Source organism: Pseudomonas sp. HMSC065H01, from assembly GCF_001815235.1.
Classification (GTDB): domain Bacteria; phylum Pseudomonadota; class Gammaproteobacteria; order Pseudomonadales; family Pseudomonadaceae; genus Pseudomonas; species Pseudomonas aeruginosa.
The window spans coordinates 121,775-141,674 of sequence record NZ_KV819895.1; the positions used below are offsets into that span (position 1 = coordinate 121,775).

The 19,900-nt window shown below is 68.3% G+C and carries 24 protein-coding genes; 14 read left to right on the forward strand and 10 right to left on the reverse strand.

The window, feature by feature from the left end; all coding sequences use genetic code 11:
- Positions 1-14: 14 nt before the first annotated feature.
- From HMPREF3014_RS16695 to HMPREF3014_RS16710, 4 genes are read right to left on the reverse strand one after another with little or no spacing between them, the layout of a single operon-like run.
- Positions 15-731: a type 1 glutamine amidotransferase gene (locus HMPREF3014_RS16695; protein ID WP_023086921.1), complete on the reverse strand. Its 717-nt coding sequence runs from the start codon at positions 729-731 to the stop codon at positions 15-17.
- Complete coding sequence (locus tag HMPREF3014_RS16700) at positions 731-1,912, reverse strand: aspartate aminotransferase family protein (RefSeq protein ID WP_003459342.1); 1,182 nt, start codon at positions 1,910-1,912, stop codon at positions 731-733. Before HMPREF3014_RS16700 ends, HMPREF3014_RS16695 begins: the two co-directional genes overlap by 1 nt.
- Positions 1,905-2,141: a hypothetical protein gene (locus tag HMPREF3014_RS16705; protein WP_003101561.1), complete on the reverse strand. Its 237-nt coding sequence runs from the start codon at positions 2,139-2,141 to the stop codon at positions 1,905-1,907. The genes HMPREF3014_RS16700 and HMPREF3014_RS16705 overlap by 8 nt, the downstream gene beginning before the upstream one ends.
- The gene (locus HMPREF3014_RS16710; protein WP_003084895.1) at positions 2,138-2,839 is read right to left on the reverse strand and encodes an MOSC domain-containing protein; all 702 of its coding nucleotides are present in this window, start codon (positions 2,837-2,839) and stop codon (positions 2,138-2,140) included. The genes HMPREF3014_RS16705 and HMPREF3014_RS16710 overlap by 4 nt, the downstream gene beginning before the upstream one ends.
- 101 nt (positions 2,840-2,940) lie before the next feature.
- Between HMPREF3014_RS16710 and HMPREF3014_RS16715 the strand changes: the two genes are divergently transcribed.
- From HMPREF3014_RS16715 to HMPREF3014_RS16725, 3 genes are all read left to right on the forward strand, one after another.
- Positions 2,941-3,819, forward strand: coding sequence for a LysR family transcriptional regulator (locus HMPREF3014_RS16715; protein WP_003084893.1), 879 nt, complete (start codon positions 2,941-2,943; stop codon positions 3,817-3,819).
- 353 nt (positions 3,820-4,172) lie between these two features.
- Positions 4,173-4,856 carry a transcriptional regulator Dnr gene (dnr, locus tag HMPREF3014_RS16720; protein ID WP_016263892.1) on the forward strand — a complete coding sequence of 228 codons (684 nt, stop codon included), beginning with the start codon at positions 4,173-4,175 and terminating at the stop codon, positions 4,854-4,856.
- Between the two features lie 83 nt (positions 4,857-4,939).
- Entirely contained in the window at positions 4,940-5,134 is a 195-nt protein-coding gene (locus tag HMPREF3014_RS16725) for a hypothetical protein (protein ID WP_003101553.1), read from the forward strand.
- Positions 5,135-5,140: 6 nt separating this feature from the next.
- On the opposite strand, the gene HMPREF3014_RS16730 is transcribed toward HMPREF3014_RS16725, so the two are convergent.
- The 6 genes from HMPREF3014_RS16730 to nirQ all read right to left on the reverse strand — a co-directional run bounded on the left by HMPREF3014_RS16730 (position 5,141) and on the right by nirQ (position 10,517).
- Positions 5,141-6,979 carry a nitric oxide reductase activation protein NorD gene (locus tag HMPREF3014_RS16730; RefSeq protein WP_003117939.1) on the reverse strand — a complete coding sequence of 613 codons (1,839 nt, stop codon included), beginning with the start codon at positions 6,977-6,979 and terminating at the stop codon, positions 5,141-5,143.
- Position 6,980: 1 nt separating this feature from the next.
- On the reverse strand, positions 6,981-8,378 hold the full coding sequence (norB, locus tag HMPREF3014_RS16735) for a nitric-oxide reductase subunit NorB (protein ID WP_003084883.1): 1,398 nt from the start codon (positions 8,376-8,378) through the stop codon (positions 6,981-6,983).
- Positions 8,378-8,818 (reverse strand): nitric oxide reductase subunit NorC, encoded by a 441-nt coding sequence (norC, locus tag HMPREF3014_RS16740; RefSeq protein ID WP_003084881.1) that lies wholly within the window; start codon positions 8,816-8,818, stop codon positions 8,378-8,380. Before norC ends, norB begins: the two co-directional genes overlap by 1 nt.
- A gap of 89 nt (positions 8,819-8,907) precedes the next feature.
- On the reverse strand, positions 8,908-9,165 hold the full coding sequence (locus HMPREF3014_RS16745; RefSeq protein WP_023086920.1) for a cytochrome C oxidase subunit IV family protein: 258 nt from the start codon (positions 9,163-9,165) through the stop codon (positions 8,908-8,910).
- 7 nt (positions 9,166-9,172) lie between these two features.
- On the reverse strand, positions 9,173-9,700 hold the full coding sequence (locus HMPREF3014_RS16750; RefSeq protein ID WP_003118864.1) for a cytochrome c oxidase subunit 3: 528 nt from the start codon (positions 9,698-9,700) through the stop codon (positions 9,173-9,175).
- 34 nt (positions 9,701-9,734) lie between these two features.
- The gene (gene nirQ / locus HMPREF3014_RS16755) at positions 9,735-10,517 is read right to left on the reverse strand and encodes a transcriptional regulator NirQ (protein WP_003113240.1); all 783 of its coding nucleotides are present in this window, start codon (positions 10,515-10,517) and stop codon (positions 9,735-9,737) included.
- 215 nt (positions 10,518-10,732) lie between these two features.
- Between nirQ and nirS the strand changes: the two genes are divergently transcribed.
- From nirS to nirN, 11 genes are read left to right on the forward strand one after another with little or no spacing between them, the layout of a single operon-like run.
- On the forward strand, positions 10,733-12,439 hold the full coding sequence (gene nirS / locus HMPREF3014_RS16760) for a nitrite reductase (protein ID WP_003111532.1): 1,707 nt from the start codon (positions 10,733-10,735) through the stop codon (positions 12,437-12,439).
- A 50-nt stretch (positions 12,440-12,489) separates the two neighbouring features.
- Positions 12,490-12,804, forward strand: coding sequence for a cytochrome C-551 (gene nirM, locus HMPREF3014_RS16765; protein ID WP_003084872.1), 315 nt, complete (start codon positions 12,490-12,492; stop codon positions 12,802-12,804).
- On the forward strand, positions 12,801-13,160 hold the full coding sequence (nirC, locus tag HMPREF3014_RS16770; RefSeq protein ID WP_003084870.1) for a cytochrome c55X: 360 nt from the start codon (positions 12,801-12,803) through the stop codon (positions 13,158-13,160). Before nirM ends, nirC begins: the two co-directional genes overlap by 4 nt.
- The gene (gene nirF, locus HMPREF3014_RS16775) at positions 13,157-14,335 is read left to right on the forward strand and encodes a heme d1 biosynthesis protein NirF (protein ID WP_003084866.1); all 1,179 of its coding nucleotides are present in this window, start codon (positions 13,157-13,159) and stop codon (positions 14,333-14,335) included. Before nirC ends, nirF begins: the two co-directional genes overlap by 4 nt.
- An 8-nt stretch (positions 14,336-14,343) precedes the next feature.
- On the forward strand, positions 14,344-14,796 hold the full coding sequence (locus HMPREF3014_RS16780) for an AsnC family transcriptional regulator (RefSeq protein ID WP_003084864.1): 453 nt from the start codon (positions 14,344-14,346) through the stop codon (positions 14,794-14,796).
- A complete protein-coding gene (locus HMPREF3014_RS16785; protein WP_003111534.1) occupies positions 14,793-15,317 on the forward strand; it encodes a siroheme decarboxylase subunit beta in 525 nt (174 codons plus the stop codon). The genes HMPREF3014_RS16780 and HMPREF3014_RS16785 overlap by 4 nt, the downstream gene beginning before the upstream one ends.
- The gene (locus HMPREF3014_RS16790) at positions 15,310-15,753 is read left to right on the forward strand and encodes an Lrp/AsnC family transcriptional regulator (RefSeq protein ID WP_003084860.1); all 444 of its coding nucleotides are present in this window, start codon (positions 15,310-15,312) and stop codon (positions 15,751-15,753) included. The genes HMPREF3014_RS16785 and HMPREF3014_RS16790 overlap by 8 nt, the downstream gene beginning before the upstream one ends.
- On the forward strand, positions 15,728-16,243 hold the full coding sequence (locus tag HMPREF3014_RS16795; protein ID WP_003084858.1) for a siroheme decarboxylase subunit beta: 516 nt from the start codon (positions 15,728-15,730) through the stop codon (positions 16,241-16,243). The genes HMPREF3014_RS16790 and HMPREF3014_RS16795 overlap by 26 nt, the downstream gene beginning before the upstream one ends.
- A complete protein-coding gene (nirJ, locus tag HMPREF3014_RS16800) occupies positions 16,237-17,400 on the forward strand; it encodes a heme d1 biosynthesis radical SAM protein NirJ (RefSeq protein WP_003113242.1) in 1,164 nt (387 codons plus the stop codon). Before HMPREF3014_RS16795 ends, nirJ begins: the two co-directional genes overlap by 7 nt.
- A gap of 10 nt (positions 17,401-17,410) precedes the next feature.
- A complete protein-coding gene (gene cobA, locus HMPREF3014_RS16805; RefSeq protein ID WP_003113243.1) occupies positions 17,411-18,250 on the forward strand; it encodes a uroporphyrinogen-III C-methyltransferase in 840 nt (279 codons plus the stop codon).
- Complete coding sequence (gene nirN / locus HMPREF3014_RS16810; RefSeq protein ID WP_003113244.1) at positions 18,241-19,722, forward strand: dihydro-heme d1 dehydrogenase; 1,482 nt, start codon at positions 18,241-18,243, stop codon at positions 19,720-19,722. Before cobA ends, nirN begins: the two co-directional genes overlap by 10 nt.
- Positions 19,723-19,900: the final 178 nt, after the last annotated feature.

Below are 19,900 nucleotides of genomic sequence, written 5' to 3' on the forward strand. Positions count from 1 at the left end.
AATCTTTCTGGCGATCAGGCCCGGCGTGCGATCTCCGCCGGCCGATGCGCCAGGTAATCGAGCAACAGGAACAGCACCGGCGCCACCTCGCGGCAATGCGCGACACCCTGGCGGATCCTCCCGGCGCTCTGCACCGCCCCTTCCCGTTGCAGGTCCTGCGGGCAGGCATTGAGCAGCGCCTCGATGCTCTCCGCGGTGCTTTCCAGGTGACATTGCAGGCCGATAGCCTGCTCGTTCCAGATGAAGCCCTGGTTGGCGCAGGCAGCCGAACCATAGAGCGGCACGCTGCCGGCTGGCAGGTCGAAGGTCTCGCCGTGCCAGTGGAACGCCATCAGCCGTTCCGGCAGGCGCTCGCCCAGCGGCGAGCCCAGCGCCTGGCTGTACCTGTGCAGCGGCCACCAGCCGATCTCCGCCTGGCGTCCCGGGCGTACCGCAGCCCCCAGCGCCTGGGCCAGCAGCTGCGCGCCGAGGCAGATGCCGAGGACCTTCTTGCCGGCATCCAGCGCCGCGCGGATCAAACGCTTCTCCACCACCAGCCAGGGATATTGCGCTTCGTCGTGGACGCTCATCGGCCCGCCCATCACCACCAGCAGGTCGAAGCTGTCCAGCGCAGGCAGGTGGGCGTCGGCGTAGAGGTAGCAGACGTGCTCGTGCTCGCAGTGGCGGCCGATCCAGTCGCCGATCCGCGCGCTGCCTTCGAAGGGAACGTGTTGCAATACCAGGGCGCGCATCAGGCCACCTCCTCGTGTCGGTTGGCGACCCGGGCCAGGGCCCGCTCCAGTCGCCGCAGCATTTCGTCGACGTTGGCCCGGCTCACCGTCAGCGCCGGGGAAAAACGCAGGCAGTGCGGCTGCGGCGCGTTGATCAGCAGGCCTTCGCCGAACGCCGCGCGAACCACCGCCGGCGCGCGCTGGCCGATCAGCGGCAGCCCCCAGAACAGTCCCTGGCCGCGCAGCGGACCATGCCCATAGCGACGCGCGACACGGGCCAGGCCATCGCGCAGGTGGGTGCCCTGCTCGCGCACCTGCTCCAGGAAACCCGGCTCCAGCACGGTATTCAGTACCGCCAGCCCGGCAGCGGTCATCAACGCGTTGCCGTGGTGGGTGCCAAGCTGGTCGCCCGGTTCGAAGCAGCAGGCGTTGCCACGCGCCAGCAGCGCCGACAGCGGCACCCCGGCGCCGAGGCCCTTGCCGAGGGTAACGATGTCGGCGCGTACCCCGTACAGTTCCTCCGCCAGCAGCGCGCCGCAGCGGCCGATGCCGGTCTGCACCTCGTCGAGTATCAACAGGACGCCACGCTGTCGGCACAGCCGCTCGATGCCACGCAGGTAGTCGAGGGTCGCCGGGATCACCCCGGCATCGCCCTGCACCGGCTCCAGCATCACCGCCACCGTCTCTTCGTCGATGGCCGCAGCCATCGCGTCGAGGTCGTTGAACGGCACCCTGGCGAATCCCTCCAGGCCATGCTGCGCCGGCTTGCCACAAGCCGTCAGGGTGCCCGGGGTGCGTCCATGGATGCTGTTGACAGTGCTGACGATCCGTTGCGCGCCGCCGCGATGCAGGCGGCCCCACTTGCGCGCCAGGGCGATGGCCGCTTCGTTGGCCTCGGCGCCGCTGGTGAGGAAGTAGGCCTGGTCGCTGCCGGTCGCCAGGCACAGGCGCTGCGCCAATGCCAGCACCGGCCGGTTGAGCAGGCAGGGGCCGGCGCTGACCAGCTCCCGCGCCTGCCGGGCCAGGGCCTGGACCAGCACGCTGGGACTGTGGCCAAGGCAGTTCACCGCCAGGCCCTGGGTGAAGTCGAGGAAGGCGCGTCCGTCGCTGTCCCACAGCCACGAGCCCTGGCCACGGACGAACACCTGTTCGGGCCGTTCCTGGGTGCGCATCAGGCGCAGGCTATCCAGCGCATCAGCCATCTTTCAGTTCCTCGGTCATGTACTCCACCGCCAGCAAGCGCACGCCCTGCGGCCCCTGTTCCAGCAGCCGGCGGCTTTCCCGGCGCGTTTCGATGCGCAGTTCGAAGCCGTCGCCGGCGGGGAAGCGCTGGCGCATCAGCTCGCGCACCTCGGCAAAGCGCGCGGCGCTCACCGTCATGCTGGCCAACAGCCGGCCGGACTGGCTCAGGGTGATCAGGTAGTCGCTCAAGAGGCATGCTCCCGGTAATCCGACGGTCCGCGCAGGCGCGGCCCCCAGTCTTCCACCACGCCGCTGGACAGGCGTTTCGCCGCTGTCTTGCGCCAACGCTGGGATAGCGCGTCGCAGGCCATCATCTGGCGCAACCCGAGAGGCTCCAGGGGATCGCCGAAATACCACTGCAACAGGCGGGCGACGGTCAGTTCAGGGTAATGCCGCTGGACCAGCTTCAGCTCGTCCCCGGGAGTCACCATGCCGCTGCGCAGGACCCGATAGAACCAGCCGCAGCGGCCGCCGCTCTGCAATTCGTCGGGCAGCTCGGGAAGATTCCAGCGCTGGCCCTGGCGATAGCAGGGCGAACGCGGCTGGCTGACTTCCAGCAGGGCATCGCCCCAATGGAACTGGTCGCCGATGCAGACCTCGGCTTCGGTGATGCCGTAGGTCGAGATGTTCTCGCCGAACGCCGGCAGTTGCCAGCGGTTCAGCGGGTGGCGCTTGCGCCAGTAGCGGTAGTGCTCGGCGGGATAGTGATGAAGAGCGCGCTCGAGGCCGCCGTGGTGGCGGATGTCGGCCTGTTCGTCGCCGGGCAGGCCATCGTGGCCCAGCCAGAACTCCTGCTCGACCGGCAGCTTGTCGATCGCGCTGACCAATCCGCCCCAGGTTTCTTCGACTTTACCTATGAAAACACCGTTTACGACTATCTGCTCCATTGCTCCGCGACCACCCGATGTACCGCCAATGCAGCTAGACTATTGCCTCACGCGGGACCCACTCCATTTCGATTTTCCAGTTTCATCGATAAGAACAGCTTATGGATTTTCGCCAACTCCGCTATTTCGTCGCGCTCTACGAGGAAGGCCACGTCGGCCGCGCCGCCGAACGCCTGGCCCTGTCGCAACCGGCCCTCTCGCAGCAGATCCGCCAGTTGGAGCAGAACCTCGACGTCTCGCTGTTCCAGCGCAGCGGCAAGCGCCTGCTGCCGACCGTCGCCGCCCACACCCTGTACAACCATGCGGTACCGCTGCTGGAGGGATTGGAAAGGGCCCGCGAGGCGATGCGCGTATTCCGCGGGCAGACCCCGCGCAGCCTGGCGATCGGCGTACTGCAGACGGTCAACGCCAGCCTGGTGCCGTACATGGTCGAACGCCTGCATGCCGCGCAGCCGCACCTGCGGGTGCAGATCTACGAACTGTCGGGAATCGACATCGAGCGGCGCCTGCTCACCGGCAACCTGGACATCGGCATCGGTTTCCTGCCGCCGCGCCAGCCGGGCCTGCACAGCGTCGAGCTGTACGAGGACGAATTGCAGCTGGTGATCCCCGAGGAACACCCGTTGAAGGAATTCAGGAAGGTGTCCCTGGCCCAGGCCGCGGAGTTGCCGATGCTGCTGCTCGGCGAGGAGTTCCGTGCGCGCCAGATCTGGCAGGAGCAACTCGCCGCGATCGGCCGGCGGCCGCGGGTGCAGGCGGAACTGAACCACATGAGCGGGATTCTCGACAGCCTGCCGCAGACCCGCTTCGCCACCGTTCTACCGGGAAAGGCACGGCAGATGCACTCGAACCAGCGGCTGCTGTGGAAACCGCTCAGCGAACCGCGCATCCCGCTGAAGGTCGGCCTGGTCTACCGCGACGCGCAACGCCAGCACGCCAGCGTCGAGCTGCTGCGCTCGCTGCTGGAAGGCGTGGTCTGAGCGACGCGGTTTTCCTCGGGCAATAAAAAACCCCGCCTTTTGGGCGGGGTTTTGCAGACCTCTATCCTGACATCCGTGCTACGCCACCATCCATGGTGGATTCCCTGAGTTTCCGTATTGTCTTTGGCGCTTCCTGCGCAATGTCCTGACGGTTTGAAGATTACGCATCTCCGCGAGGGGGAGAAAGCAGCCAAAACCACCGCCGTTTGTAAGCCTTGGCTTACACGCTGTAATAGTTCCGCTCGCCGGACCGACGGCAACACCCAGCCGCCGGGAGCTTGCCGTGCGTCAAGATGATCTGCGCCGGGCCCGCTACAGTGGGCAGTCCCCTCATCATCGCGAGCCTTCCCAGCATGGAATTTCAGCGCGTCCACCAGCAGTTGCTGCAAAGCCACCACCTGTTCGAACCGCTTTCTCCCGTCCAGCTCCAGGAACTGCTCGCCAGCAGCGACCTGATCAACCTCGACAAGGGCGCCTACGTGTTCCGCCAGGGCGAGCCGGCGCACGCCTTCTACTACCTGATTTCCGGCTGCGTGAAGATCTACCGGCTGACCCCGGAAGGCCAGGAGAAGATTCTCGAAGTGACCAACGAACGCAACACCTTCGCCGAGGCGATGATGTTCATGGACACCCCGAACTACGTGGCCACCGCCCAGGCCGTGGTGCCCAGCCAACTGTTCCGTTTCTCCAACAAGGCCTACCTGCGCCAGTTGCAGGACAACACCCCGTTGGCCCTGGCCCTGCTGGCCAAGCTCAGCACCCGCCTGCACCAGCGCATCGACGAGATCGAGACGCTTTCCCTGAAGAACGCCACCCACCGCGTGGTGCGCTACCTGCTGACCCTCGCCGCCCACGCGCCGGGGGAGAACTGCCGGGTGGAAATCCCGGTGGCCAAGCAACTGGTGGCCGGTCACCTGTCGATCCAGCCGGAAACCTTCTCGCGGATCATGCACCGCCTCGGCGACGAGGGCATCATCCGCCTCGACGGCCGCGAAATCAGCATCCTCGACCGCGAACGCCTGGAGTGCTTCGAGTGAACAGCGCCGCCGCTTGATCGCGGTCAAGCGCGCCACGGCCCGTCCGCCGGCAAGCTGGCGGGGTCGAGCCCGCGAGAACGCCCATGCGCCAATGCCTGTATTGCCTCCATGAAACCGAAGGCGCGGAAAGCGCCTGCGAACAGTGCGGCATGCCGCTGCCCAGCGCTTCCCAGCGCCAGCTCCAGGGTCGCCGGCAGCGGCGCTTCGCCTGGTTCTGCGTCGGGCTGGCGCTGTTCTGCCTGGGCATGATGCTCTGGTTGCCGCGCGATGCTCCCTGAGGCATCTCAGCGGCGCAGGCGCCGATAGAGCTGGAGCAGGCGCTCGGGCAACTGCCCGGCGCGCTCGACCAGCGCGAAGCCGTCGGCGCCGAACAGGTAGGGCAGGTAGTCCGCCGCCTCCTTGTCGATGGTGATGCAGAACGGCACCAGTCCCTGGCTGCGCGCCTCGATCACCGCCTGGCGGGTGTCCTCGATGCCGTAGCGGCCCTCGTAGCGGTCCAGGTCGTTGGGCTTGCCGTCGCTCAACAGCAACAGCAGGCGACGCTTCTGCGGCTGCCCGCCGAGCACCTGGCTGGCCCGGCGGATCGCCGCGCCCATCCGCGTGTAGTAGCCCGGCGAGAGCGCCAGCACGCGACCGCGGACCTCGCCGCCGTAGCCTTCGTCGAAGTCCTTCAGCACCTGCCAGCGCACCTGCTGCCGGCGCACCGAGGAAAACCCGTACAGCGCGAAGGGGTCGCCCAGTGCCTGCAAGGCCTCGCCGAACAGCAGCAGGCTGTCGACGATGCTGTCGATCACTCGCCGCTGGTCGTCGAGGTAGGCTTCGGTGGACATCGACAGGTCCGCCAGCAACAGGCAGGCGAGGTCTCGCCGGCGCGGCCGCTGTTCGAGGAACAGGCCTGGCTGGGTGGAACCGCCGCGCCGCCGCTCGACCTGGAAGTCGAGCCAGGCATCGAGGTCGATCTCGTCGCCTTGCGGCTGCTGGCGCAGGCGTTGGCGGCCGTCGCGCAGGCAGGCGAACTGGCGGCGCAGATGCAGCGCGGTCTTCTCCAGGTGCGCCGGCAGGCTGGCGCTGGTCGCGCCGCGCGGCCGCATCGGTTGCAGCAGCACGTGGTCGCTCAGCAGGCGCTGCTGCCGATAGTCCCACTCGGGCAGCTTCAGTCCGGGGCCGAGCGGCAGGTCATCGTAGTCGGCGGCCGGCAGGTCGAGATCCAGGCGCAGGCCGCCGCCCTTCTGCGTGCGCTGGCGCGACAGCGACAGGTAGTCGAGGTCTTCGGCGACGCGCGCGCCGTCCGGGTCGTCCTCGTCGTCGCTACAGCGGTCCAGGGCCAGGTGCTCCGACCAACTGAGCAGGCTTTCCAGGCGGAACAGCAGCAGGTTGCGCTCGCTGTCGCGCTCCTCGACGCGCTCGGCGCGCTTGCGCGCTCCGCTGCGGGCGACCTGGCGCTTGCCGGCGCCGGCGGCCGCTTCCTCGCCGTCCTCCGCGCTGGCGGAAGGCGTCCAGCGCTCGCCGGGATACAGCCACAGCGGCACCGGCCAGGGCGCCCGCTCGACTCGCGGGAAGCGCTCGACGCTGCCCGGCTCGGCAAGCGCGCGGCGCAGGGCGATTTCCAGTTCGGCGTCTGCCGCCGGGCAATCGTCCAGCGACGGGCGCTGGCGCAGATGCGCGGCGACCAGCCGGGCGTAGCGCGGGCGCAGCGCCGGATAGGCATCGAGCAACTGCCGCGCCCAGCGCTGGTTGTCCTGGGCCCAGTGCCGCAGCGGCCCGGCGCTGGCCGCCAGCAGCGCCAGCCAGCGATACAGTTCGCGGTTCAGCTCGGCCTGCGGATAGACCGCGAGGGATTCCGGCAGGCGCAGGCTGTCGCCGTTGAACCAGGACACCGGGGCCTGCTCGCAGGTCCCGGCGACCCGCTGCAACCAGGTGCGGCGTAGCAGCAGGCGGCGCGCCGGGGTCGCCTCGAGGGCTACCCCCGGTGCGCCGCCGAGCGCCCGGAAGAGCATGCCGAGCGGACGCCGCATGCTCTCCAGGGTCACCCGCGCCGCCTCGAACTCGCCGCTGGCATGGCGGGTGATGAAGCGGTGCCAGTGGGCGCCGACCCATTCCTCCAGCTCGACGGCGAAGGCCATCTCAGGCGGCCGCCTTGCCGCGCCGGAAGCTCAGCAGGTAGGCGACCAGGCCGATGAGGAACACCACCCCGGCGCCTTCGCGCAGCCAGTAGAAGATCGCCAGCTGGTCCTGGGTGGCCATGAAGGTCATCGCCGCGCCGTCCGCCGGCATCCGTTGCAGCCAGACCTGCAGCACCCCGGCCGCGGAGAGGAACAGGGTGATGAACACCATCGCCACGGTCATCAGCCAGAAGCCCCACATCTCCAGGACCTGCGAGCGGTTGTCCATCGCCTCGCCGATCCCGCGCAGGCGCGGCATGGCGTAGGAGATGATGGTCATCACGATCATCGCGTAGGCGCCATAGAAGGCCATGTGGCCGTGGGCGGCGGTGAGCTGGGTGCCGTGGGTGTAGTAGTTGACCGGCGCCAGGGTATGCATGAAGCCCCACACTCCCGCGCCGAGGAAGGCCATCACCGTGGTGCCCATGGCCCACAGCGCGACCGCGCGGTTCGGATAGTCGCGGCGGCGGCGGTTGATGGTGTTGAAGGCGAACAGCACCATGGCGAAGAACGGCAGCGGCTCCAGCGCCGAGAATACCGAGCCGAGCCACAGCCAGTAGCCGGGCACGCCGATCCAGAAGTAGTGGTGGCCGGTGCCGATGATGCCGCTGATCAGCGCCATGGCGATGATCACGTAGAGCCACTTCTCGATCACCTCGCGGTCGACCCCGGTGATCTTCACCAGCACGAAGGCGAGGATCGCACCCATGATCAGTTCCCACACGCCTTCCACCCACAGGTGCACCACCCACCACCAGTAGAACTTGTCGCGGGTGAGGTTTTCCGGGTTGTAGAAGGAGAACAGGAACAGCAGGGCGAGGCCGATCAGGCCGGTCATCAGGACCATGCTGATGGCGGTCTTGCGCCCGCGCAGCACGGTCATGCCGACGTTGAACAGGAAGCCCAGGGCGACGATCACGATGCCCGCCTTGCTGATGGTCGGCTGTTCGAGGAACTCGCGGCCCATGGTCGGCCACAGTTCGTTGCCGGTGAGCCTGGCCAGGCCGGCGTAGGGCACCAGCAGGTAGCCGAGGATGGTCAGCACGCCGGCGGCGGCGAATACCCAGAACAGGATCCAGGCCAGCTTCGGGCTGTACAGCTCGCAGTCGCTCTCCTCCGGCACCAGGTAGTAGGCAGCGCCCATGAAGCCGAACAGCAGCCAGACGATCAGCAGGTTGGTGTGCACCATGCGCGCGACGTTGAAGGGGATCGCCGGGAACAGGAAGTCGCCGACCACGTACTGCAGGCCCATGATCAGGCCGAACAGGATCTGCCCGACGAAGAGGATCAGGGCGAACACGAAGTAGGGTTTGGCGACCGCCTGCGAGGCGAATTTCAGGGAGCCATTGGGCGACATCATCAACCCTCCTTGTTCGGCGGCCATTGGTTGGTATCGATCTTCGAGCTCCACTTGAGGAACTCGGCCAGGTCGTCGACCTGGCCCTCGCTGAGATGGAACTGCGGCATGGCGCGGCGGCCCGGCACGTTCAGCGGCTGGATCTTCATCCAGGCCTGGAGGAAGGTGTTGAAGCCCTCCTCGCCGCCACGGCGTCCGACCACGTTGCCCAGCTCCGGCGCGAAGTAGGCGCCCTCGCCGAGCAGGGTGTGGCAGCCGACGCAGTTGTTCTGTTCCCAGACCAGCTTGCCGCGCACCACCGCGGCGCTCATCGCGGCCTCGTTGGTGCGCTCGGGCAGGGTCTTCTCGGTGTGGTAGGTCAGGGCCAGGAACAGCAGGATGAAGAACACACTCCCGCCGAAATAGATGTTCCTGGCCATGCCTTTGGTAAAGGTCTCGGACATGCGGCCTCCTGGAATGGGTGGTGCGGCGATTCTAGGAAGCGGCGGCGGCGAACCCGCTTGATGGCAATCAAGATTCCCGAACGATTTACTCAGTTATTCATCCGCGCCAGGTACAGCGCAGCGCCCACCGCCAGGGCCATCAGCAGCGGCCAGGCCAGCAGCAGGCGGCGCCATAGCGCCGGGGCATGGGCCAGCTCCATGAAGCGCTCGCCGATCAGCCAACCCTTGGCCACCGCGCAGGCCAGCACCGCCGCCAGCAGCCAGGGAGAGTAGCCGGCGCCACCCAGCAGCACACCGGTCACGGCCAGCGCCAGCAACGCCAGCCAGCAGAGGGTCAGGGTTCGCATCGGCACCTCATTGCAGGACGTAGACCAGCGGGAACAGCAGCACCCAGACCAGGTCGACCATGTGCCAGTAGAGCACTCCCGACTCCAGTCCCGAGCAAGCCTGCGGCGTATAACACCGGCGCCAGCAGGCCTGCGCCAGCCAGCCGAGGATCAGCAGGCCGAGCAGGACGTGGAGGAAATGGAAGCCGGTCAGGCACCAGTAGAGGGTGAAGAAAGTGTCGTGCTCGATGTCCAGGCCGAGATCGGCGAGCCGCCCGTACTCGTGCAGCTTCAGGCCGACGTAGACCAGCGCCAGCAGCAGCGCCGCCAGCAACCAGCCGCTCGCCTGGCGCGGCCGTCCGCGGCGCACCGCATGCACCGCCAGCGCGGCGAGCCAGCCGGAGCTGAGCAGGGCCACGGTCAGCAACAGGCCCCAGCGGCTATCCAGTTGCTCCCGGCCGGCACGGAACAGCTCCGGCTGCCAGGCCTGGGCGCCGGCGAACGCCAGCAGCAGCAGGCTGAACACGCTGAGTTCGGCGAGGATGAAGAACCACATCGCCAGGTCGCCGGGCAGGCGCCGCTCGACGGTATCAGGCGACATGGAGATCGACGATGTCCATCAGCGCCGCCACCGTCGCCGGGTCGTCCGAGAGCGGTTCGGCCAGCGCCACCCGGCACGCCTCGCGCGGGTCCATGCCGTCGCCGATGAGGCGCGCGGCGAAGATCAGCAGGCGGGTCGAGGCGACTTCCTCCAGGTCGTGCTGCTCCAGCCGCCGCAGCGCCTGGCCCAACTGCACCAGGCGCTGCGCCAGGGTCTCGGCACAACCGCTCTCGCCGACCAGGATGCGTGCCTCCTGCTGCGCCGCCGGGTAGTCGAAGCGCAACGCGACGAAACGCTGCCGGGTGCTGGGCTTCAGGCCCTTGAGCAGGTTCTGGTAGCCGGGGTTGTAGGACACCACCAGCATGAACGAAGGCGGCGCCTGCAACGTCTCGCCGGTGCGCTCCAGGTACAGCTCGCGGCGGTCGTCGGCCAGCGGGTGGATGGCGACCGTGGTGTCCTGGCGCGCCTCCACCACTTCGTCCAGGTAGCAGATACCGCCTTCGCGCACCGCGCGGGTCAGCGGGCCGTCCTGCCACCAGGTGCCGTCGGCGCCGATCAGATGGCGGCCGAGCAGGTCGGCGGCGCCCAGGTCGTCGTGGCAGGCGACGCTGTACAGCGGCAGTTCCAGGCGCCGCGCCATGTACTGGACGAAGCGGGTCTTGCCGCAACCGGTGGGGCCCTTGAGCAATACCGGCAGGCCGTGCCGCCAGGCGCGCTCGAAGACTTCGATCTCATGGCCGGTGGCCTCGTAGAAGGGTGTCGCGTCCCGCATGTCCTACTCCTGCGCTAGGGATTAGGACCGCACGCTATTCACAGTTGGAAGGTGCCACAAGCGCAAAGCAACGCAATCTTGATTCCGGTCAAGCAAGGGTAAAGACCCTGCTTTCTATGATCCTTTCGCGCCATGAATTCCCGGGAGTTCCCGACGCAGCCACCCCCAAAACACTGCTAAGGGAGCGCCTCGCAGGGCTCCTGAGGAGATAGACCATGCCATTTGGCAAGCCACTGGTGGGCACCTTGCTCGCCTCGCTGACGCTGCTGGGCCTGGCCACCGCTCACGCCAAGGACGACATGAAAGCCGCCGAGCAATACCAGGGTGCCGCTTCCGCCGTCGATCCCGCTCACGTGGTGCGCACCAACGGTGCCCCCGACATGAGTGAAAGCGAGTTCAACGAGGCCAAGCAGATCTACTTCCAACGCTGCGCCGGTTGCCACGGCGTCCTGCGCAAGGGCGCCACCGGCAAGCCGCTGACCCCGGACATCACCCAGCAACGCGGCCAGCAATACCTGGAAGCGCTGATCACCTACGGCACCCCGCTGGGCATGCCGAACTGGGGCAGCTCCGGCGAGCTGAGCAAGGAACAGATCACCCTGATGGCCAAGTACATCCAGCACACCCCGCCGCAACCGCCGGAGTGGGGCATGCCGGAGATGCGCGAATCGTGGAAGGTGCTGGTGAAGCCGGAGGACCGGCCGAAGAAACAGCTCAACGACCTCGACCTGCCCAACCTGTTCTCGGTGACCCTGCGCGACGCCGGGCAGATCGCCCTGGTCGACGGCGACAGCAAAAAGATCGTCAAGGTCATCGATACCGGCTATGCCGTGCATATCTCGCGGATGTCCGCTTCCGGCCGCTACCTGCTGGTGATCGGCCGCGACGCGCGGATCGACATGATCGACCTGTGGGCCAAGGAGCCGACCAAGGTCGCCGAGATCAAGATCGGCATCGAGGCGCGCTCGGTGGAAAGCTCCAAGTTCAAGGGCTACGAGGACCGCTACACCATCGCCGGCGCCTACTGGCCGCCGCAGTTCGCGATCATGGACGGCGAGACCCTGGAACCGAAGCAGATCGTCTCCACCCGCGGCATGACCGTAGACACCCAGACCTACCACCCGGAACCGCGCGTGGCGGCGATCATCGCCTCCCACGAGCACCCCGAGTTCATCGTCAACGTGAAGGAGACCGGCAAGGTCCTGCTGGTCAACTACAAGGATATCGACAACCTCACCGTCACCAGCATCGGTGCGGCGCCGTTCCTCCACGACGGCGGCTGGGACAGCAGCCACCGCTACTTCATGACCGCCGCCAACAACTCCAACAAGGTTGCCGTGATCGACTCCAAGGACCGTCGCCTGTCGGCCCTGGTCGACGTCGGCAAGACCCCGCACCCGGGGCGTGGCGCCAACTTCGTGCATCCCAAGTACGGCCCGGTGTGGAGCACCAGCCACCTGGGCGACGGCAGCATCTCGCTGATCGGCACCGATCCGAAGAACCATCCGCAGTACGCCTGGAAGAAAGTCGCCGAACTACAGGGCCAGGGCGGCGGCTCGCTGTTCATCAAGACCCATCCGAAGTCCTCGCACCTCTACGTCGACACCACCTTCAACCCCGACGCCAGGATCAGCCAGAGCGTCGCGGTGTTCGACCTGAAGAACCTCGACGCCAAGTACCAGGTGCTGCCGATCGCCGAATGGGCCGATCTCGGCGAAGGCGCCAAGCGGGTGGTGCAGCCCGAGTACAACAAGCGCGGCGATGAAGTCTGGTTCTCGGTGTGGAACGGCAAGAACGACAGCTCCGCGCTGGTGGTGGTGGACGACAAGACCCTGAAGCTCAAGGCCGTGGTCAAGGACCCGCGGCTGATCACCCCGACCGGTAAGTTCAACGTCTACAACACCCAGCACGACGTGTACTGAGACCCGCGTGCGGGGCACGCCCCGCACGCTCCCCCCTACGAGGAACCGTGATGAAACCGTACGCACTGCTTTCGCTGCTCGCCACCGGCACCCTGCTCGCCCAGGGCGCCTGGGCCGAAGACCCCGAAGTGCTGTTCAAGAACAAGGGCTGCGTGGCCTGCCATGCCATCGACACCAAGATGGTCGGCCCGGCCTACAAGGACGTCGCCGCCAAGTTCGCCGGCCAGGCCGGCGCCGAAGCGGAACTCGCGCAGCGGATCAAGAACGGCAGCCAGGGCGTCTGGGGCCCGATCCCGATGCCGCCGAACGCGGTCAGCGACGACGAGGCGCAGACCCTGGCGAAGTGGGTCCTGTCGCAGAAATGAACGCCCCTCCGGACTTCCGGCGCGCCGCCAGCCACGCCTTGTGGCTGGCCCTCGCGCTGACGTTCGCCTGTCCTCTTCCGGGCCTGGCCGACGAGCATCCCGATGCCCGTCGCCAGGCCCAGTTGCGTCACCTGCTGTTGCAGGACTGCGGCTCCTGCCACGGCCTGCGCCTGACCGGCGGCCTCGGCCCGGCGCTGACCCCCGAGGCCCTGCGCGGCAAGCCGCGCGAATCGCTGGTCGCCACCGTGCTCATGGGCCGTCCGCAAACCCCGATGCCCCCCTGGGCCGGCCTGCTCAGCGAAGACGACGCCGGCTGGCTGGTGGACCGCCTGATCGAAGGAGAGATCGCCCCATGAACCTGCGTCCCCTCGCGCCGCTTTTCCTCGCCCTGCTCGCCGGCTGTAGCCAGCAGCCGCCCTTGCGCGGCAGCGGCGACCTCGGCGTGCTGATCGAACGCGCCGACGGCAGCGTGCAGATCCTCGACGGCACGGCGAAGACCTCGCTGGCGCGGGTCGAAGGCCTCGGCGACCTGTCCCACGCCTCCCTGGTGTTCTCCCGCGACCAGCGCTACGCCTACGTATTCGGTCGCGACGGCGGCCTGACCAAGCTCGACCTGCTGGCCCAGCGCATCGACAAGCGCCTGATCCAGGGCGGCAACAGCATCGGCGGAGCGATCAGCCAGGACGGTCGGCTGGTCGCGGTATCCAACTACGAGCCGGGCGGGGTCAAGGTGTTCGACAGCCGCACCCTGGAGCTGGTCGCCGAGATTCCCGCCACCCGCCTCCCCGGCCAGGACAGGAACTCCCGGGTGGTCGGCCTGGTCGACGCGCCCGGGCAGCGCTTCGTGTTCAGCCTGTTCGACAGCGGCGAGATCTGGATCGCCGACTTCAGCCAGGGCGACACGCCGCACCTGACCCGCTTCCGCGATATCGGCAAGCAACCCTACGACGCCCTCATCAGCCCCGACGGGCGCTACTACATGGCCGGGCTGTTCGGCGAGGACGGCATGGCCCAGCTCGACCTCTGGCACCCGGAGCGCGGCGTCAGGCGCGTACTCGGCGACTACGGCCGCGGCCAACGCAAGCTGCCGGTGTACAAGATGCCGCACCTGGAGGGCTGGACCATCGCCAGCGACCAGGCCTTCGTCCCGGCGGTCGGCCATCACCAGGTGCTGGTGCTCGACGCGCGCGACTGGAAGCAGACCGACGCCATCGACGTCGCCGGCCAGCCGGTGTTCGTCATGACTCGACCGGACGACCGGCAGATCTGGGTCAACTTCGCCTACCCGGACAACGACAAGGTGCAGGTCATCGACAGCGAGACCCACGAAGTGATCGAAACCCTGCGCCCTGGCCCCGGCGTACTGCACATGGAATTCAGCGGGCGCGGCGACCAGGTCTGGATCTCGGTGCGCGACGCCGACCAGTTGCAGGTCTGGGACCCGTACCGCCTGAAGCGCATCGGCAGCCTTCCGGCCCGCAGCCCGAGCGGCATCTTCTTCAGCCACCGCGCCCAGCACATCGGACTCTAGGAGGCACCATGGACGACCTCTCCCGCCGCCTCCTCGCCCGCTACCAGAAAGGCCTGCCGATCTGCGCGGAACCCTATCGGCGGATGGCCGAGACCCTGGGTTGCAGCGAAGCCGAGGTGCTCGAACGGCTGCGTCGCCTGGAAGCCGACGGCGCGTTGTCGCGGGTCGGCCCGGTGCTCCGCCACCAACGCGCCGGGGCCAGCACCCTGGCTGCCCTGGCGGTGCCCGAGGAGCGTCTGCAACGGGTCGCCGAGCGCATCAGCCAGTACGCCGAGGTCAACCACAACTACCAGCGCGAACACCGCTACAACCTGTGGTTCGTGCTCACCGCCGGCGACCGCGCGCAACTCGACCGGGTACTGGCGGAGATCGCCGCCGACACCGGCCTGCAACCCCTCGACCTGCCGATGCAGGAAGCCTACTGCATCGACCTCGCGTTTCCCCTGGAGGCCAGCCGATGAACCCCGTCGAACCCCTCGCCGCGCCGCAGCGGCAACACCTGCGCTACCTGCTGGAACAGGGCCTGCCGCTGGCCAGCCGGCCCTACCGGGTGCTCGCCGAACGCATCGGCGCCGGCGAAGACGAAGTGCTGGAACAGGTCCGCCGCTGGGACGAAGACGGCCTGTTCCGCCGCTTCGGAGTGATCCTCCACCACCGCGCCCTGGGCTATACCGCCAACGCCATGCTGGTGCTGGACGTCGCCGACGCGGAGGTCGACGCCGTCGGCCGCGCCCTCGCCCACGAAACGATCGTCTCGCTCTGTTACCGCCGCCCGCGTCGCCTGCCGATGTGGCCATACAACCTGTTTTGCATGATCCACGGCCGCGAGCGCGGCGAAGTGGAACGCCAGATCGAGGCCCTGCTGGAGCGCCACGCCCTGCGCCAGACACCGCACCGCTGGCTGTTCAGCCTGCGCGCCTACAAGCAGTGCGGCGGCCGCTACACCGCGCCGCCGGCCGACCTGGAGCGCCGCCATGGATGAGTTCGACCGGCGCCTGCTGAACCGCCTGCAACACGGCCTGCCGCTGGAGCCGCATCCCTACGCGCTGCTCGCCGCCGAGCTGGATTGCCGCGAGGAAGACATCCTGCGCCGCCTGGACGACCTGCTCGACGACGGCACCCTGACCCGCTTCGGTCCGCTGTTCGATATCGAGCCCCTCGGCGGTGCCTTCACCCTGGCCGCCATGAGCGTGCCGGAGGCGCGTTTCGAAGAGATCGCCGCGCTGCTCGCTGGCTGGCCGCAGGTCGCCCACAACTACCGTCGCGAGCACGCCCTGAACATGTGGCTGGTGGTCGCCTGCGACAGCCCGGCGGAGGTCGCCGAGACTCTCGCACGGCTGGAGCGCGAGAGCGGGCTGGCGGTACTCGACCTGCCCAAGGAGGCGACCTACCATGTCGGCCTGCATTTCCCCCTCTGACGCCCTGCTCGCCCGCCGCCTGATCGAACTGACCCAGGCCGGCCTGCCGCTGGTCGCCGACCCTTGGGCGTGGATCGCCGCGCAACTGCGGCTGAGCGAGGCGGAGACCCTGGCGCTGCTGAAGCGCCTGCGCGACGCCGGGGTGATCCGGCGCATCGCCGCGGTGCCCAACCACTATCGCCTTGGCTACCGGCACAACGGCATGACCGTCTGGGACGTCGCCGACGAACGCATCGAACGCCTCGGCCGGCTGGTCGGCGGGCTGTCCTTCGTCAGCCATTGCTACCGGCGCCCGCGCCATCTGCCGCAGTGGCGCTACAACCTGTTCGCCATGGTTCACGGCCGCAGCGAAGCGGAGATCGAAGGCTATCGCCAGCAGATCCGCCTGCTGCTCGGCGAGGACTGTCGCGCCGACGAGATGCTGGTGAGCAGCCGCATCCTGAAGAAGACCGGCCTGCGCCTGGCGCAGAAGGAGGAACGTCCATGCTGAGGATCAGCCATTACCTGCGCAGCCTCACCGAGGACGCGCCGACGCCGCGCCGCGCCGGCGGCAGGCGCGCCCCGGTGGTGATCTGGAACCTGCTGCGGCGCTGCAACCTGACCTGCAAGCACTGTTACTCCACCTCCGCCGACAGCGACTTCCGTGGCGAGCTGGAGACCGCGGAAATCCTTCGCGGCATCGACGACCTGCGCGCCGCCGGAGTGCGCGTGCTGATCCTCTCCGGCGGCGAGCCGCTGATGCACCCGGACCTCTTCGAGATCGCCGCCCATGCGCGCCAGGCCGGGATGTTCGTGGCGCTGTCGAGCAACGGTACGCTGATCGACGAAGGCAACATCCAGCGCGTCGCCGAGGCCCGCTTCGACTACGTCGGCATCAGCCTCGACGGCCTGCGCGAGACCCACGACCGCTTCCGCCAGAAGCAGGGCAGCTTCGACGCCGCGCTGGCGGCCATGCGCCTGTGCCGCGAGGCGGATATCCGCGTCGGCATGCGCACCACCCTGACCGAGGAGAACGCCGCGCAACTACCGGCACTGCTCGACCTGATGCGCGAACTCGACGTGCAGAAGTTCTACCTCTCGCACCTCAACTACAGTGGCCGCGGCCGCCGCAGCCGCGCCCTCGACGCCCACCACCGGCGCACCCGCGAGGCCCTCGCGCTGCTCTTCGAACGGGCCGACCAGGACATCCGGCAGGGGCGCGACAGCGACTTCGTCACCGGCAACAACGACGCCGACGCGATCCTTCTCCTCGACTGGCTCAAGCGCCGCCGCCCGCAGCAACTGGCGCGTCTCTGCGAGCTGCTGCTGGACTGGGGCGGCAACGCCTCGGGCGAGGGCATCGCCAACATCGACAACACCGGCGAGGTGCATCCGGACAGCTACTGGTGGCACCACAGCGTCGGCAACATCCGCCATCAGCGCTTCGCCGACTTCTGGTTCGAGCGCCCCGACCCGCTGCTCCTGCAACTGCGCCAGCGCCCGCGACCGGTGGTCGGGCGCTGCAGCCAATGCCGCTGGCTGGACATCTGCAACGGCAACACCCGCACCCGCGCCTGGGCCGGCGGAGAACTCTGGGGCGAAGACCCCGGCTGCTACCTCAGCGATCAGGAAATCGGCCTCGAGCGCATCGCGCTGCACGCCGTCTAAGGAAAGCCTCATGAACACTACCGTGATTCCGCCGTCCCTCCTCGATGTCGATTTCCCTGCCGGCAGCGTCGCCCTGGTCGGCGCCGGCCCCGGCGATCCGGGCCTGCTCACCCTGCGCGCCTGGGCCCTGCTGCAACAGGCCGAGGTGGTGGTCTACGACCGCCTGGTCGCCCGCGAGCTGATCGCCCTTCTGCCGGAAAGCTGCCAGCGCATCTACGTCGGCAAGCGCTGCGGCCACCACAGCCTGCCGCAGGAAGAAATCAACGAGCTGCTGGTGCGCCTGGCCCGGCAGCAACGCCGGGTGGTCCGCCTGAAAGGCGGCGACCCGTTCATCTTCGGTCGCGGCGCCGAGGAGCTGGAGCGCCTGCTCGAAGCCGGCGTCGACTGCCAGGTGGTCCCCGGCGTCACCGCCGCCTCCGGTTGCAGTACCTACGCCGGCATCCCGCTGACCCACCGCGACCTCGCCCAGTCCTGCACCTTCGTCACCGGCCACCTGCAGAACGACGGCCGCCTCGACCTCGACTGGGCCGGCCTGGCGCGTGGCAAGCAGACCCTGGTGTTCTACATGGGCCTGGGCAACCTCGCCGAGATCGCCGCGCGCCTGGTCGAGCACGGCCTCGCCAGCGACACCCCGGCGGCGCTGGTCAGCCAGGGCACCCAGGCGGGCCAGCAGGTGACCCGCGGCGCCCTTGCCGAGCTGCCGGCGCTGGCGCGACGCTACCAGTTGAAGCCGCCGACGCTGATCGTCGTCGGCCAGGTGGTCGCGCTCTTCGCCGAGCGCGCGATGGCGCATCCGTCATACCTGGGCGCCGGCTCGCCGGTCAGCCGCGAGGCCGTCGCATGCGCCTGATCGGCCTCGCCCTCGGCCTGCTCCTCGGCGCCCTCGCACAGGCCGGCGAAGCGCCGGGGGAAGCGCTCTACCGCCAGCACTGCCAGGCCTGCCACGGCGCCGGGCGGCTCGGCGGCAGCGGCCCGACCCTGCTCCCGGAAAGCCTTTCGCGGCTGAAGCCGGCGCAGGCCCGCGAGGTGATCCTGCACGGTCGTCCGGCAACCCAGATGGCCGGCTTTGCCGGTCAATTGGACGACGCCGCGGCGGACGCCCTGGTCGCCTATCTCTACCAGGCGCCGCCGCGCGAACCGCAGTGGAGCGCCGAGGACATCCGGGCCAGCCAGGTTCAGCCGCATCCCCTCGCCACCCTGCCGTCCAGGCCCCGCTTCGAGGCCGACCCGCTGAACCTGTTCGTGGTGGTGGAGTCCGGCGACCACCACGTGACCATCCTCGACGGCGATCGCTTCGAGCCCATCGCCCGCTTCCCCTCGCGCTACGCCCTGCACGGAGGTCCGAAGTTCTCCCCGGACGGGCGCCTGGTGTACTTCGCCTCGCGCGACGGCTGGGTAACCCTCTACGACCTGTACAACCTGAAGGTGGTCGCCGAGGTCCGCGCCGGCCTCAACACGCGCAACCTGGCGGTCAGCGACGACGGGCGCTGGGTCCTGGTGGGCAACTACCTGCCCGGCAACCTGGTGCTGCTGGACGCCCGCGACCTGTCCCTGGTGCAGGTCATCCCGGCGGCCGACGCCCAGGGCCAGGCCTCGCGGGTCAGCGCGGTATACACGGCACCGCCGCGACACAGCTTCGTGGTCGCCCTGAAGGACGTCCACGAGCTGTGGGAGCTGCCCTATGCCAACGGCAAGCCGGTCGCGCCGAAACGGTTGGCGGTGGCCGACTACCTCGACGACTTCTCCTTCAGCCCCGACTACCGCTACCTGCTGGGCAGCTCGCGGCAGGCCAGGGGCGGCGAGGTGATCGAGCTGGACAGCGGCGCGCGGGTCGCCTCGATCCCGCTGTCGGGCATGCCGCACCTCGGCTCGGGCATCTACTGGAAGCGCGACGGGCGCTGGGTGTTCGCTACGCCGAACATCAGCCGCGGGGTGATCTCGGTGATCGACCTGCAAAACTGGAAGCCGTTGAAGGAAATCGTCACCGACGGCCCCGGCTTCTTCATGCGCAGCCATGCCGACTCGCCCTACGCCTGGACCGATACCTTCCTTGGCAAGAAACACGACGAGATCCTGCTGATCGACAAGCAGACCCTGGAAATCGCCCATCGCCTGCGCCCCAGCCCGGGCAAGGTGGCCGGCCACGTCGAGTTCACCCGCGACGGCCGCTACGCCCTGCTCAGCGTCTGGGACCGCGACGGCGCGCTGGTGGTCTACGACGCGCACAGCCTGGAGGAAGTGAAGCGACTGCCGATGAACAAGCCGTCGGGCAAGTACAACGTCGGCAACAAGATCGGCTATGCGGAGGGAACCTCGCACTGAGGCGGTCGAGACGCCATCAACGGATATCCCCGTATCCTCCGCGACGGACCGCGACAACCCTGTCCCCTCACGGCGCGAGAAAAACCACGGGAATGGCGGATAACCGCAAGCGGTTATTCGCCCTACCGCCCACCCTGCGCGAGGAGCCGTAGGGCGCATAACGCCAACGGCGTTATCC